General features: G+C 67.6%; 10 protein-coding genes and 1 tRNA gene. 8 read left to right on the top strand and 3 right to left on the bottom strand.

Features of this window, described 5'->3' with window-relative positions:
• The first annotated feature begins 10 nt into the window (after positions 1–10).
• Positions 11–87: transfer RNA gene (locus tag ACMVY4_RS09930), tRNA-His, on the top strand.
• Between the two features lie 124 nt (positions 88–211).
• On the opposite strand, the gene ACMVY4_RS09925 is transcribed toward ACMVY4_RS09930, so the two are convergent.
• The 3 genes from ACMVY4_RS09925 to cofC all read right to left on the bottom strand — a co-directional run bounded on the left by ACMVY4_RS09925 (position 212) and on the right by cofC (position 3,934).
• Positions 212–562 (bottom strand): PilZ domain-containing protein, encoded by a 351-nt coding sequence (locus tag ACMVY4_RS09925; RefSeq protein WP_416899990.1) that lies wholly within the window; start codon positions 560–562, stop codon positions 212–214.
• 271 nt (positions 563–833) lie between these two features.
• The gene (cofH, locus tag ACMVY4_RS09920; protein WP_416899989.1) at positions 834–3,260 is read right to left on the bottom strand and encodes a 5-amino-6-(D-ribitylamino)uracil--L-tyrosine 4-hydroxyphenyl transferase CofH; all 2,427 of its coding nucleotides are present in this window, start codon (positions 3,258–3,260) and stop codon (positions 834–836) included.
• Positions 3,257–3,934 carry a 2-phospho-L-lactate guanylyltransferase gene (gene cofC, locus ACMVY4_RS09915; RefSeq protein ID WP_416899988.1) on the bottom strand — a complete coding sequence of 226 codons (678 nt, stop codon included), beginning with the start codon at positions 3,932–3,934 and terminating at the stop codon, positions 3,257–3,259. The genes cofH and cofC overlap by 4 nt, the downstream gene beginning before the upstream one ends.
• A gap of 111 nt (positions 3,935–4,045) precedes the next feature.
• Here cofC and ACMVY4_RS09910 point away from each other — a divergent pair, with 111 nt between their 5' ends.
• The 7 genes from ACMVY4_RS09910 (at position 4,046) to ACMVY4_RS09880 (ending at position 15,060) form a co-directional block, all read left to right on the top strand.
• Positions 4,046–5,104, top strand: a complete 1,059-nt coding sequence (locus ACMVY4_RS09910; RefSeq protein ID WP_416899987.1) for a TIGR03617 family F420-dependent LLM class oxidoreductase — start codon at positions 4,046–4,048, stop codon at positions 5,102–5,104.
• Between the two features lie 98 nt (positions 5,105–5,202).
• A complete protein-coding gene (locus ACMVY4_RS09905; protein WP_416899986.1) occupies positions 5,203–6,318 on the top strand; it encodes an efflux RND transporter periplasmic adaptor subunit in 1,116 nt (371 codons plus the stop codon).
• On the top strand, positions 6,315–9,428 hold the full coding sequence (locus ACMVY4_RS09900; RefSeq protein WP_416899985.1) for an efflux RND transporter permease subunit: 3,114 nt from the start codon (positions 6,315–6,317) through the stop codon (positions 9,426–9,428). Before ACMVY4_RS09905 ends, ACMVY4_RS09900 begins: the two co-directional genes overlap by 4 nt.
• Before the next feature lie 83 nt (positions 9,429–9,511).
• Positions 9,512–10,882, top strand: a complete 1,371-nt coding sequence (locus ACMVY4_RS09895; RefSeq protein ID WP_416899984.1) for a hypothetical protein — start codon at positions 9,512–9,514, stop codon at positions 10,880–10,882.
• Positions 10,801–12,615 (top strand): DNA mismatch repair endonuclease MutL, encoded by a 1,815-nt coding sequence (gene mutL / locus ACMVY4_RS09890; RefSeq protein ID WP_416899983.1) that lies wholly within the window; start codon positions 10,801–10,803, stop codon positions 12,613–12,615. Before ACMVY4_RS09895 ends, mutL begins: the two co-directional genes overlap by 82 nt.
• A gap of 28 nt (positions 12,616–12,643) precedes the next feature.
• On the top strand, positions 12,644–13,063 hold the full coding sequence (locus ACMVY4_RS09885) for an acyl-CoA thioesterase (RefSeq protein ID WP_416899982.1): 420 nt from the start codon (positions 12,644–12,646) through the stop codon (positions 13,061–13,063).
• Positions 13,064–13,164: 101 nt separating this feature from the next.
• On the top strand, positions 13,165–15,060 hold the full coding sequence (locus ACMVY4_RS09880) for a glutathionylspermidine synthase family protein (protein ID WP_416899981.1): 1,896 nt from the start codon (positions 13,165–13,167) through the stop codon (positions 15,058–15,060).
• The last annotated feature ends 5 nt before the right edge of the window (positions 15,061–15,065 follow it).

Here is a 15,065-nt window from a genome sequence, read left to right as displayed (position 1 = left end):
CTCTCTCGTGGCGGGTGTAGCTCAGTCGGTTAGAGCGCCAGATTGTGGCTCTGGAGGTCGTCGGTTCAATTCCGATCACTCGCCCCATTTTCCCGCTCCGGCACAAGGGCCGGCAGCGCCGGGAGACTCTCTCTCAGTTTGCGAAGATCGGGGGCCGGGGGCGGGTCTGCACGCGTTTGGGGTCGGGGGCTTTCCCTGGGGTCGGGTAAACTCAGGAGGCCGCAGAGTACTTGCGGCCGAATTGACGGTTGAGGATCTGCTCGAAGATCCGGACCGAGGCGTCGCCGGCCTGTTCCGCGAAGCGGAGACCGATTTCGGTCGCCGACCGCCAGACAATCTCGGCAACCACTTTCACGCCCTCGATCAGGACCTCGACATTGCCGCGCTGTCCGTAGATGCCGCTGTCGACACGGACGCGGGCGCCGCCGAGGCTGATATCCAGAATCTGACCGCACACCGAGAGATTGTCGCCGCGTTCGCTGATTGCCGCCTGCGGCAGACCAAACATTTCGATGCGGCTGTGCCGCCTGCGATCTGCGAAACTCACCTCTGCGTAGGTCATCGCTCAATCCCCCTTGGCCCGGGAAATACCGGAAACCGAAACTTGGAAACTGTTCAAGCAACTGGCGTGCCACTCTCGCGGGTTCGAAATTGAAGCAATTCCTCGCGCAACATTGAGCCGTAGGGGGACAGGTGTGACCGCCCTCACGTTCGCCGAATGCAGCTTGCATCTTTCCGGCGCCGTTTTGAAAGGCGCCCACCGATCTGCAACAACCTGAAATGCCGTCAGGACCGCGCCGGCCGATCGAATGTGGCAAGAAATGCCGGGTGGATCAGGCCTCCAGTCCCGGGCGCACAAGCCGCTGGGGACGGCGGTCCCGGTCGTACCGCGCGGCCGGGGTATTCACCACATCGGCGAGCGGCGCTGCCCCGAAGGACTTCCTGACCTGCTCAGCCGGCGCATCGTCATAGGTTGTCGTCCGCTGGCGGGGGGTGCGGCTCGCGGCAAGGATCAGCGCCTCCATTGCCTCCGGCGGCATCTCCTCGCCATAGGAAGCGCCGGCGGCGCGGGTGATGGTCTCGTTCATCAGCGTGCCGCCGAGATCGTTGGCACCCGCGTTCAGGCAGGACTTCACGCCTTCCGGCCCCATCTTCACCCAGCTCGTCTGGATGTTGGAGATCAGGCCGTGGAACACCAGCCGCGGGATGCTGTGCATCAGCACCGCCTCGCGGAAGGTCGGCCCGCGGCGGGCGCGGCCCTTGAGGTAGATCGGCGCTTCCATGTGAACGAAGGGCAGCGGCACGAACTCGGTGAACCCGCCCGTTTCCGACTGAAGCTCCCGCAGACGCAGCAGATGCCGCGCCCAGTTCGGGTAGCGGTCGACATGGCCGAACATCACCGTCGCCGTGGTGCGGAACCCCGCCCCGTGCGCGGCCTGCATCACCTCGATCCACTGTTCGGTGCGCAACTTGTCCGGGCAGAGCACCTCGCGGACCTCGTCGTCCAGCACCTCGGCCGCCGTTCCCGGCAGCGTTCCCAGACCGGCCTCGCGGAGCTGGCGGACGAACTCGGACACCGGCATACCGCTGGTCGCGGCGCCCTGATGCACTTCCAGCGGCGAGAAGGCGTGGACATGCATGTCCGGCGCAGCCGCCTTCACCCGCCGGGCGATGTCCAGATAGGTCGCGCCGGTGTAGTCCGGATGGATGCCGCCCTGCATGCAGACCTCGGTCGCCCCGCGCGCCCAGGCTTCCTCGACCCGGCGGCCGATCTCGTCGAGGCCGATGTCATAGGGCCGCCCGCGCAGGTTCTCCGACAGCTTGCCCTTCGAGAAGGCGCAGAACTGGCATTTGAAGTAGCAGACATTGGTGTAGTTGATGTTCCGGGTCACGACGTAGGAAACCGTGTCGCCATTGACCTCCCGGCGCAGCGCGTCGGCGGCCTCGGCCACGGCCCGGAAGTCGTCGCCGCGGGCCTGGAACAGCCGCACGATCTCGGCTTCCGTCAGTGCATGCCCCGCCGCCGCCCGCTCAAGGATCGGCGACAACCGGTCGGAGGCAGCAATTTCGGGCAGGCCCGGCACCATGTCGTGATCGCCCGGCGACCAGACATTGTCGCGGACCAGCCCCTGCCCGTCGATCCGGTCGAGGACCGGCTTGACGAAACGCCGGTCGAGCCAGCGGTCCGGCTTCAGCGCGTATTCCTGATAGAGCGGCAGACGCTGGACCAGTTGCTTGCCGGCCTTGCGGGTCTCGCCGGCCAGCTTTTCCAGATGCGGCCAGGGCGCTTCCGGATTGACGAAGTCCGGCGTGACCGGGCTGACCCCGCCCCAGTCATCGATCCCGGCGCCGACCAGCTGCGGCAGCACGCCCGGCGAAAGGTTCGGCGGGGCCTGGATATGCATCTCCGGCCCGAAGATCAGCCGCGCCGCTGCGATGGTCCAGAGCAGGTCGTCGAGCGAAGGCTCCGGCGCATCCTTCATCTTCGTGTCCGGCTTGGCGCGGAAGTTCTGGACGATGATTTCCTGGATGTGGCCGTGCCGGTCATCCAGATCGCGCAGCCGCAGCAGCGAGGAAAGCCGGTCCGCGCGTGTCTCGCCGATGCCGATCAGGATGCCCGAGGTGAAGGGCACCGCGGCCTCGCCGGCCGCATCCATGCAATCGATGCGAAGCTGCGGCTCCTTGTCGGGCGAGCCGAAATGCGGCCCGCCGCGCGCCAGCAGCTGCTCGGAGTCGCTCTCCAGCATGATGCCCATGGAAACCGAGACGGCGCGCAACCGCTTCAGGTCGTCGAGGTCCATCAGTCCCGGATTGAGGTGCGGCAGCAGGCCGGTCTCGGTGAAGGCCAGATCCGCCATCGCGGCGAGATAGTCGAGCGTCGTTTCGTAGCCCAGCTTCTCCAGCGCCTCGCGGGCGGCGCGGTAGCGGAGTTCGGGCTTGTCGCCCAGCGTGAACAGCGCCTCGTTGCAGCCGGCCTCGGCGCCGGCCCGGGCGATCTCGAGCACCTGTTCCGGCGAGAGAAACGCTGCCTCGCCCTTCTTCGGCGGCTCCGCGAAGGTGCAGTAGTGGCAGACGTCGCGGCAGAGATGCGTCAGCGGGATGAAGACCTTGCGGGAATAGGTGACCGTGTCGCCATGACCCCGGTCCCGCAGTTCCGCCGCCCCCTCCAGCATCCCTGCGAGCGGCGCATCGACGAGCGACATCGCCGCCGCCCGCGACAGCCGTTCGCCGGCCAGTGCGCTGCGGATCGCGTCGCTCATGCGGAGTGGCTTTCCGGCCCGCGTTCGGCCAGACGGGCGGCAATCCCGGACTCGACCAGATAGCGGTGGGTCGCCGTCGGAGTCTCCATCTCCAGGAACTTCTGCACATCTTCCGGCGTGTCGATATCGAGTCCCAGACCGGGCAACTGCCGGATGACCGGCGTCACCCCGGCCTTCTCGGCCTCACCGAGATGCGGCTGGAAGCTGTGATGGCCGAAATGGAAGCGAATCAGGTCGGGCGGGGTGGCCAGGATGCAGTTCGTGCCGCGGCCGTCATGCGACGGCACCAGCGTCACCGCGGGTCCGCTCTTGTCGTGCAGGTTGACCAGCCCGTCGATCTCCTTCGCGGTCAGCGCCGGGCAGTCGCCGGGCACGGTGACGACGCCGTCGCCCACGCGCGCCTTGACCCAGTCCACACCGCGCTGAACCGCGGCCGACTGGCCGATATTGTCCGGCTCGACCAGCAGTTCGGCCCCGAAACGGCCGGCGAGCGCCGGCGCGGTTGCCTCACGCGACACGATGAGAACCCCGTCCACCGTCGAGCACCGGCTGACCGACGAAAGCACGTCGCCCAACATGGTCTCGAACAGGGTCCGCCGCTCCTCGTCCGTCAAGGCGCCGGACAGCCGCTGCTTGGCCTGACCAAGATTCTTGATCGGCAATATGATCCACATGACGCTCCGCGCCCTGGCCGTTGTTCCATCCCCAACTGGGGCGATAGCATATAACCGGCAAGCGGGGAAATGCACGCAGCGCAACGGGATCGGAGCACAGGGGAGGATGCGATGAAGATCTACTACACCATGCCGCGAATGACGTTCCGCCAGACGGCGGACGCGGCGAAGCAGGCGGAGAGCCTCGGCTATGACGGCATCACCACGACCGAGACCAACCGGGACCCGTTCCTGCCGCTGGCCGTCGCAGCGAGCGTGACGGAGAAGATCGAACTCGCCACCGGCGTCGCCATCGCCTTCCCACGTAGCCCCATGGTCGTCGCCGAGATGGGCTGGGACATCCAGGAAAGCTCCAAGGGACGGTTCATTCTCGGTATCGGCAGCCAGGTGAAGGGCCACAACGAGCGGCGGTTCTCGGTGCCCTGGTCGGCGCCGGCCCCGCGCATGAAGGAATATGTGCAGTCGCTGCGCGCCATCTGGCAGGCCTGGGCCGACGGCTCCACCGATCTCGGCTATATCGGCAAGCACTACTCCTTCACCCTGATGACGCCGAATTTCATGCCGCCGAAGATGGGCATGGTCGGCGCGCCAATCACCATCGCCTCGGTCGGCCCAGCCATGCTGCGCGTCGCGGGCGAGGTCTGCGACGGCGCGCGTCTGCACGGCTTCTGCACCCGGAAGTACTTCGAGAACGTGATCTCGAAGGAACTGCAGACCGGCTACGAACGCGGCGGCCGGAAGCGGGAGAACATGGAGATCTCCGGCGGCGGCTTCATTGCCACGGGCCCGGACGAGGAAACCACGCAGAAGATGTACGAGTGGATCCGCTACCGCGTCGCCTTCTACGGCTCGACCCGGACCTACTGGCCCGTCTTCGAACAGCACGATCTGCTGGATCTGGGCGAGGAACTGCACCGCATGTCGGTCGCTCAGCGCTGGGACGAGATGGCGCAGGTCGTGCCCGACGACGTGGTCGACCTGTTCTGCGCCCGCGGCACCTGGGAAAACATCGCCGGCGAAATCGAGAAGCGCTTCGGCGGCATGGCCGACATCGTCTCGATCCAGTCCGAACTGGGCGACGACTCGCCGATGTTCGATCCCGGCCTGATCCAGGACATCCAGAAGATCCCGACGGTGTTCGAGGGCTTCGACCTGCCGAAGGCCGCATAGCCATGCGCGCGCGGTAACAATTCCTCACATGCAATCTGATCGTGGCCTACTGCGTAGTATGTTAGAATGACTCGCAACGGGTTCCACGAGGTTCCGGAGTGAACAGAAAAACAGCGCTGGCCCTTCAGGCCGCAGTCTGCATCGCCCTGATTGCAGGCGGCGCATGGATCGTATCCGAACGGGAAATGGCCTACGCCTATCTCGGACTCGCGCCGGACGCACCGGCCGCGGGCGCGACGCGTCGGCCGGACGCGCTGCCCGTGCTTGTCGCCGAGGTCGTGGGCCGGTCCGACGACGTGCGGCTGCAGGCCGTGGGCAGCGGCAATGCGCGCCGGTCGGTGACGCTGCGCGCCGATGCAGCGGGTCAGGTGCAGGAGGTCCTGTTCGAGGCCGGTACCCGCGTGAAGGCCGGACAGCCTCTGATCAGGCTGGACGACGCGCAGGAACGGCTCAGCCTCGATCTCGCCCGGGTCCGGCTGCAGGAAGCGACGCGCAATCTGGAGCGGTTCCAGCGCCTGAAGAATCGCGGCTCCGCCACCGCCGTGACGCTGGAAGAGGCCGAGACCGCCGCCGAAATCGCCCGCATCGAGCGCGACCGCGCCGCCACGGCGCTGTCAAAGCGCACGGTCAAGGCGGCCTTCGACGGCGTCACCGGCATTCCGCTTGTCACCGTGGGCACCCGCGTCGACGAGCAGACCGAGGTCACCACGCTGGACGACCGCTCCACCATCCGCGTCGAGTTCGACCTGCCAGAGGAAATGCTGGCCCGGCTGCAGGAAGGCGACAGCGCCGAGGCCGATACGCCGGCCTTCCCCGATCAGAGCTTCCCCGGCCGGATCGTCGAGATCGACAGCCGGGTCGATACCCTGTCCAGAACCGCCCGCATCCGCGCCGAGATCGACAATCCGCGCGACCTGCTGCGGCCGGGCATGTCCTTCATCGTCAAGGTGTTCCTGCCCGGCGAACTAAGGGCCGCCGTGCCGCAACTCTCCGTGCAGTGGGGACGCAATGGCGCCTATGTCTGGCGCGTCGTCGATGGCGAGGCGCAGCAGGCCAATGTCCGCCTGCTGGGCCGCCGCGACGGCCTGGCGCTGCTTGAGGGCGACATCGTCCCCGGCGACATTGTGGTCGTCGAGGGCGTGCAACGGCTGAGGCCGGGCCGCGCCGTCAGGCTTCTCAGCACCCCGGCTGCCGCGTCGGAGGGGCGGTCATGAACGGCCAAGGCGGGCTAGCGGGTCTCAGCGTCCGCCGGCCGCTGCTGGCCATCGTCCTCAACCTGCTGATCATCATCGCCGGTATCGGCGCCCTGCTGGGCGTCGAGGTGCGCGAACTGCCCAACATCGACCGGCCCATCGTCTCCGTCCGCGCCGACTTTCCGGGCGGTTCGCCAGAGACCATCGACGCCGAGGTAACCAGCATCGTCGAGGGCGCCGTCGCACGGGTGAACGGCGTCACCAGCGTCCGCTCCTCGTCGGAAGAGGACAATTTCCGCATCCGCATCGAGTTCAATCCGGACATCGACCTTATCGATGCGGCCAATGACGTGCGCGAGGCGGTCAGCCGGGTGACGAACCGCCTGCCCGAAGGCGTGCAGGACCTGTTCGTGGTCAAGGCCGACGCCGACGCCTCGCCGGTGCTCAACATCGCGATATCCAGCTCCACGCTGCCGGTCGAGGACCTGACGGAAGTCGTCGAGAACGAACTCGCGCCGGCCTTCACCTCCATCGACGGCGTCGCCGACCTGACCTTCTTCGGCGACCGGGAGAAGGTGATCCGCGTCGCGGTCGATCCCGCCCTGCTGGCCGCGCACCGCCTCTCCATCGCCGATGTCTCGGCGGCGCTGAACAGCGCCCAGCTGGACGTGCCCGCCGGCAGCTTCTCCTCTGACGAGCAGGACGTGATCGTCCGCGCCGATGCCTCGGTGCAGGACGTCACCGGGCTGGAGGCGCTGATGCTCCGTCCTCCGGTCCGGCTCGGCGACGTGGCCGAGGTCTTCTTCTCGCCGGCCGATGCGCTGTCGGTCGTCCGCCTCGACGGGCGGGAGATCGTCAATGTCGGCATCATCCGGCAGGCCCGGGCCAACACGGTCGCCATCGCCCAGGATGTACGGCGAACGGTCGAGCAACTGAACCTCCGCTATCCGGACCTCGAGATCCAGGTGGTCTCCGACGACGCAGTCTTCATCGAGGGTGCGATCGAGGAAGTTCTGATCAGCCTCGGTTTCGCCGTCCTGATCGTCGTGATCGTCGTGGCGCTGTTCATCCGGAATCTGGGTGCGACGCTGATCCCGGCGACGACCATCCCGGTCGCCCTGATCGGCGCCGTGGCCGCGATCTGGCTGATGGGCTTCTCGATCAACCTGATCACCCTGCTGGCGCTGGTGATCGCCACGGGACTGGTAGTCGACGACTCCATCGTCGTGCTGGAGAATATCCAGCGCCGCCGGGCCGAAGGGATGAAGCCCCGCGCCGCCGCCGTGGTCGGTGCCCGGCAGGTCTTCTTCGCCGTCATCGCGACCACGGCGGTGCTGGTATCGGTCTTCGTGCCGATCTCCTTCCTGCCCTCCACCGCGGGGCGGCTGTTCGGCGAGTTCGGTTTCGTGCTGGCGATCACCGTGATGCTGTCCTCCTTCGTTGCGCTTTCGCTGTGCCCCATGATCGCCTCCCGCATTCCCGGCCTGGAGCGGGTCTCGAAACCCGGCCTGTTCGGGCTGATCGGCAACGGCATGTCGGCGCTCTATGCCCGCGCGCTCAATGCCGCCCTGGCGCTGCCCCTGGTGACCGTGACGGTCTTCGGGCTGCTGGCGGCGTCGGCGCTGCTGGTCTTCGGCCAGCTCGGCGAGGAACTCTCCCCGCCGGAGGACCGGGGCGAGGTCTCGGTCCGCCTGCAGGGTCCGGACGGCACCGGACTGGACTACACCGACCGGCAGGTCGAGCAGGTCGAGGCCATCCTTCAGCCCTGGGTCGAAGACGGATCCGTCCGGCACATCTTCTCGGTCACCGGCTGGTACGACCTGAACCGCGGCAACATCACCGCCCGGCTGGCGCCCTGGGACCAGCGCGACACCGCCCAGGCCGAGATCGAGGACGCGATCAATCCGGAGGTCCGCAAGATCCCCGGTGCCAATGCGGGCGTCCGGCGCGGCAACAGCCTGGGCCTGCGGGGCTCGGAGAGCGGTATCAATTTCGCGATCACCGGCAACAGCTATCCGAAGATCGCCGTGGTCGCCGACCAGTTCGCCGAGGATCTCAAGGCGGCCGTGCCGCAGCTGGAGAATGTCCGCATCGAATACCAGGCGACGCAGCCGCAGCTGACCGTGCTGATCAACCGCCGCCGCGCCGAGGATCTGGGCGTGGCGATGGCGGACCTGTCGGCCACGGTCCGCGCGCTGGTCGACGGCGACGAAGTGGCCGAACTGACCATCGACGACCGCGCGATCCCGATCATCCTGCAGTCCAAGAACGGCGTGGTGAACGATCCGGCGGATCTTATGAACCTCTACGTCCCGGCGGCCGACGGCCGGCTGACGCCTCTGTCGCAGCTTGTGGTGTTCAAGGAAGAAGGCGTCGCCGCCGAGCTCGACCGCCACGGCCAGCGCCGCGCCATCGAGATCCGCTCCGACCTGCCCTCGACCCTCACCCAGCGCGAGGCGGTCGATGCGGTGCGCGACCTGGCCGCCGAGAAGCTGCCCGCCGATTACGGCCTGCTCTTCCTGGGCGAGGCGGCGACGCTGGAGGAGACTTCGTCGGACGTTCAGGTCACCTACATCATCGCCCTGGTGGTCATCTTCCTGGTGCTGGTGGCGCAGTTCGAGAGCCTGACCAGCGCCGTGATCGTCATGGCCACGGTCCCGTTCGGCGTCGGCGCGGCGATCTACGCGCTCTGGCTGACGGGCACGACCATCAATATCTACAGCCAGATCGGCGTGCTGCTCCTTGTGGGCGTGATGGCGAAGAACGGCATCCTGATGGTGGAATTCGCCGATCAGTTGCGCGACCGCGGCGCCAGCGTGCTGGAAGCCGCGCGCGAAGCCGCCCAGGTCCGCCTCCGCGCCATCGCCATGACCATGGTTTCCACCGTGCTGGCCGGCCTCCCGCTCATTCTCGGCACCGGCCCCGGCGCCGAGGCCCGCGCCTCGATCGGCTGGGTGGTCTTCGGCGGGCTGGGCCTCGCCGCCGTGTTCACCCTGCTGCTGACCCCGGCGGTCTATGTGCTGGTCGCCTGGATGGCGAAGCCGCGCGGCGATCAGGCCGCAGCCCTGGACCGCGAATTCGCGGAACTGGAGAAGGCGCAGTCCGCACCGGCGCCCGCCGGCGGCGACTGACCACAGGATTGCCCCGGCCTGCCCGCTTGCGGCCCTGTCGGCGATCTGAAAGGCTTGCGGAGTTCCCGGACACTGGATTCGACATGGTTCTCCCGTTCGAGCATCACATCGAGGCATGCGTGCAGGGCGAGGTCGGCAATGGCGGGCTGAGCCCCGATGCCTTCGCCCGCCTGATGGCGCAGGGCAGCACGGCCGTCCGGCACATCCGCGACCAGCTCGCCGCCGGCGCGGCGCCGCATTTCGGCCAGGCCTCGCGCCGCGACGACCTCAATCAGCTCGCCGATCTGGCCGGCGAAATCCGCAACCGGTTCCAGCGCGTCGTCGTGCTCGGCACGGGCGGCTCCAGCCTGGGCGGCCAGTCCGTCGTGGCTCTCGCCCCGCGCGCCGAACGCGAACGGCTGGTCTTCGCCGAGAATCTGGACGGCCGAACCTTCGCGGAACTGCTGGAGACCAGTGATCCCGAGTCCACGCTGTTCCTGTCGATCTCGAAATCCGGCTCGACGACGGAGACCATCGCCCAGACGCTGGCCGTCATCGGCTGGTACGAATCGCAGGGCCGGCCGGGCATGCTGCGGACCAATCTGATCGCCGTCTGCGAGCCAACCGATAACGTGCTCCGCCGCATCGCCGACCGGGTCGGCTGCCGCACGCTGGAGCACGACCCGGGTATCGGCGGCCGGTTTTCAGTGCTCTCGGTCACCGGTGTGCTGCCTGCGCTGATTGCCGGACTGGACGCTCAGGCATTACGGACGGGGGCCTCGCAGGTCTTCGAATCCGCCATTGCCGATCCCGATCCCGCGCCGCTGGCCGGCGCCGCGCTCAGCGTCGGTCTGGCGGCGGAACAGGGCAAGCAGATACAGGTCATCCTGCCCTATGTCGCCTCGCTGGAGCGGACGGCGCAGTGGCACCGGCAACTCTGGGCGGAGAGTTCTGGGCAAGGACGGGCGCGGTCTGACCCCCTTTGCCGCGCTCGGACCCGTCGACCAGCACAGCCAGATGCAGCTCTGGCTCGACGGGCCGCCGGACAAGTTCTTCACCACCATCACCGCGGCGCGCACCATCGCAGGGCCGGTGCTCGACACCGCGTCGATCGGCGATCCGGCGCTGGACTACCTCAACGGCCAGTCCATCGGCGCCATCGTCCAGACCCAGGCCCGCGCGACCATCGAGACCCTGGTCGACGGCGGGCACCCGGTCCGCATGATCCGTCTGCCCAAGGTCGACGAGCGGGCGCTTGGCGGGCTGTTCATGCACTTCATGCTGGAAACGGTCTTCGCGGCCTGGCTGCTGGAGGTCGATCCCTACGGTCAGCCGGCAGTCGAGACCGGCAAGGTGCTGACCAAGCGCTATCTCGCGGCCCGCGGCGCCTGACATGGCCATTCGCCGTCTTCCCGAAACCACCGTCAACCGTATCGCCGCCGGCGAGGTCATCGAACGTCCGGCCAGCGCGGTGAAGGAACTTGTCGAGAACAGTATCGACGCCGGCGCCCGGCGGATTGACGTCCTGATGCGCGACGGCGGCCGGACCCTGATCGCCGTGGACGACGACGGCGAAGGCATGAGCCAGAACGATCTGGCGCTGGCGGTGGAACGGCACGCCACGTCCAAGCTGCCAGACGATGATCTGCTGGCCATCGCGCAGTTCGGCTTCCGGGGCGAAGCGCTGCCCTCCATCGGCGCGGTGTCCCGCCTGTCGCTGGAAAGCCGCGCGGCCGGGGGTGACACGGCCTGGCGCCTTTCGGTCGAGGGCGGCCGGACGAGCGCGCCGGAGCCCTCCGCCCGCAGTGCCGGCACGCGTGTCGAGGTCCGGGACCTGTTCTTCGCGACACCCGCCCGGCTGAAGTTCCTGAAGACGGACCGCGCCGAGTTCGGTGCTGCGCTGGATACGATCAAGCGTCTGGCGATGGCGCATCCTGAGGTCGGCTTCACGCTGAAGGATGGCGACAGGACCGCCTTCCAGAGCCAGGGCGAACAAGGTGAGCTGCTGGACCGGCGTGCGGCGCGGCTGTCCCGGATCATGGGCCGCGACTTCATCGACAACGCCCTGGCCGTCGAGGCAGAGCGCGACGGCGTTCGCCTGACGGGCTTCGCCGCCGTGCCGACCTACAACCGCGGCAATGCCATGCAGCAGTACATGTTCGTGAATGGCCGCCCGGTCCGCGACAAGCTGTTCACCGGCGCGGTGCGCGGCGCCTATCACGACTTCCTGTCGGGCGGCCGGCATCCGGTGGTGGCGCTGTTCCTCGAGATCGGCGAGAGCGAGGTCGACGTCAACGTGCACCCGGCCAAGGCCGAAGTCCGGTTCCGCCAGCCCGGCGTGGTCCGCGGCCTGATCGTCGGCGCGCTCCGGGCGGTGCTGCAGGCAGCCGGCCATCGGGCCTCGACGACGGTGGCCGGGGCGGCGCTGGGCGCCATGCGGGCGCCGGAACTGAACCGCCAGCCGGTACTCTCGTCGGCGGCACGCTGGCAGGGCGGCCCGGCCCGGCCTTCAGCCGGCGCAATGGAAGCTGCGGCCCGGTACCAGGCGCCGGCGTCATCCCTCTCGCCGTTCGCCCAGCCGAGCGCCGCGGCGGTCGCCGAGGCAGAACCGGTTGCGGAAGACCAGGACTTCCCGCTCGGTGTCGCGCGGGCGCAGATGCACGAGACCTACATCGTCGCGCAGACCGCCGACGGCGTGGTCATCGTCGATCAGCATGCCGCCCACGAGCGGCTGGTCTACGAGCGCATGAAGAAGGCGATGGCCGAGAACGGCGTCGCACGGCAGGGCCTGCTGCTGCCGGAAGTGGTCGAACTGGACGAGACCTCCGCCGACCGCCTGGAGGCCCGCGCGGACGAACTGGCGGAACTCGGGCTGACGCTGGAGCGGTTCGGGCCGGGCGCGGTCGTCGTCCGCGAGACACCGGCCATGCTGGGCCGCTGCGATGTCACCGGGCTGATCAACGATCTGGCGGACGAACTGGCGGAGCTGTCGAGCGCGACGGGGCTGAGAGACCGGCTCGACGACATCTGCTCGACCATGGCCTGCCATGGCTCGGTGCGGGCCGGCCGCCGGCTCAGCCCGGACGAGATGAACGCCCTTCTGCGCGAGATGGAGCGCACGCCGCATTCGGGCCAGTGCAACCATGGCCGCCCGACCTATGTCGAACTGAAGCTGGCGGATATCGAAAGGCTGTTCGGAAGGCGCTAGAGTCTGCAGGCGACAGGGGAGGACGACTATGGCGGCCATGATCACCGCACGGACCATTGTGGATCCGTCCGACTGCGATTTCCTCGGTCACATGAATGTCTCGCGCTATTTCGCGGCCTGCTCGGACGGCGTGCTGGCGATCCAGTCGGAGATGGGCCTGACCGCGCGTGACATGCGAAGCGGCCGCCGGCTCTCCTTCGCGGTGGTCAACGCAAACAGCGATTTCCGCGCCGAACTCGCCGCCGGCGACGCCATCCGGCTGGAGACGGAAATCCTCGAACTGGGCGAGAAGACCATCACCTTCCGCCACCGTCTCTACCGCTGCGAGGACAACGCACTCGCCTTCGAGACCCGGTTCAAATGCGTGATGTTCGACCTGGCGGCACGCCGCTCGGCGGTAGTCCCCGACGACGTGCGAGCCGCCGCCGCGCCGTTCATGGCCGACTAGACCAAAACGACCGTTCAGGCGGCGTTGACAAGCCGCGAAAAACGACGACATGTCAGCATCACTGGCCTTCCGCTGCCGGAAGGTTTTCGAGAGATCCGACAGTGAAGAACCATCATGCCGCCCATCCGGCGGATTTCGGCACCGTACTGGGCGAGGCCCCGGGCGGCGTCGCCGTTCGTTCGTCCAACTATGACAGCATCGCCGACGAAGACATGCCGGCGCGAGACTGGTTCCACAGCACCATCGACGGCGTCTACATGGGCTACAAGTGGCAATGCGTGGAGCTGGCGCGGCGCTGGATGTACGCCAACCACGGCTATGTCTTCGAGGACGTCGCCATGGCCTACGACATCTTCCGCATCCGCGAGGTGGTGAGGCCGGCGACCGGCGAACGGCTGCCGCTGCATTCCTTCCGCAACGGCGCGAAACGCCCGCCCGAACCCGGTGCGCTGATGATCTGGAACGAGGGCGGCGAGTTCGAGGTGACCGGCCATGTCGCCGTCGTCACCGAAGTGGGCGCCGATCATGTCCGCGTGGTCGAGCAGAATGTCGAGGATGCTGTCTGGCCCGACGGCCGGCCCTGGTCGCGCGAACTGCCGATGCGGAAGCGGGACGGCGGCTACACGGTCGACTGCACCTATGACGACGGCGAGATCATCGGCTGGGTCATCCAGACCGGCGACCCCACCCATGCCGAGGTGGAACTGGACGACAATCCGGCGCTGTTCGAGATACACCGGCACGCGCTGGCCCCTGCGCCGGCGGCGAAAGCGTCGTGGCTGGACCCGGAGGACCCGATCCAGGCGAACTACATCGAGCTGATGAAGGGCGAGAACCTCTCGAAGGACCCGGCAGACATGAGCGCCTACTACACGGTCAGCGCCACTGCCCTCCGCGAGATCCGCCGCGCGACCAACGAATTGCACCGCATGTTCATGCACGCCACCAATCAGGTGATGAAGGACGATGCGCTGCTGGCGCGTTTCAACCTGCCGCCCGCGCTCTGGCCTCGTATCCGCAGGTCATGGAACAACCGGCGCAACGAGATGATCACCGGGCGGATGGACTTCTCGATGCGGCCCGACGGGCTGAAGCTCTACGAATACAACGCCGATTCCGCGTCCTGCTACATGGAGGCGGGATTTCTGCTGGGCCGCTGGGCCGAAGCGTTCGGCTGCAATGCCGGCCGCGATCCGGCCGCGGGCCTGCACGATGCGCTGGTCGATGCCTGGACCGAGACCGAGATCGACGGCGTGCTCCACATCATGCTCGACGACGATCTGGAGGAGACCTACCACGCCCTCTACATGCGCGAGGCCATCGAGAAGGCCGGCATCCGGACGCACATGATCCAGGGTCTGGACGGGCTGCAATGGGGTGAGGACGGCGAGGTTCTCGACGCCGAAGGTACGCCGATCCGCTGGGTCTGGAAGACCTGGGCCTGGGAGACCGCGCTGGACGAGATCCGCGAGGATCTGGCCGAGGACGAGGAGAACCTGCGCCTGCACCGGACCATCGACCGCGCGACCCAGCCGCCGCGTCTGGTCGACGTGCTGTTGCGCGAGGACGTGATGGTCTTCGAGCCGCTCTGGGCGCTGGTGACCAGCAACAAGGCCATCCTGCCCATTGTCCGAGAGATGTTCCCGAGCAGCCGCTTCCTGCTCAACACAGGTTATGAACTGACCGACGAACTGCGCGCCAGCGGCTATGCGGCAAAGCCGATCGTCGGCCGCTGCGGCGCCAACGTCTCGCTCTACAACCGCAAGGAAGATCTGGTCGCGGCGACGGATGGCCGCTTCGAGGAACGCGACACGATCTATCAGGAACTGTTCCGCCTGCCCCAGGTCGAGGGCCGCAACGCCCAGCTTCAGGCCTTCACAGTTGACGGCGCCTTCGCCGGCGTCGGCATCCGGGTCGATCCGAGCCTGATCATCACCACCGACAGCGACCTGCTACCGTTGCGGGTCGTGACCGATGGCGAATTCCTGCGGCGCTGACGCCG

This window comes from Minwuia sp., from assembly GCF_048007105.1.
GTDB lineage: Bacteria > Pseudomonadota > Alphaproteobacteria > Minwuiales > Minwuiaceae > Minwuia.
The sequence above is the reverse complement of the archived record's forward strand: the minus strand, read 5'-3'. Positions and strand labels throughout refer to the sequence as shown.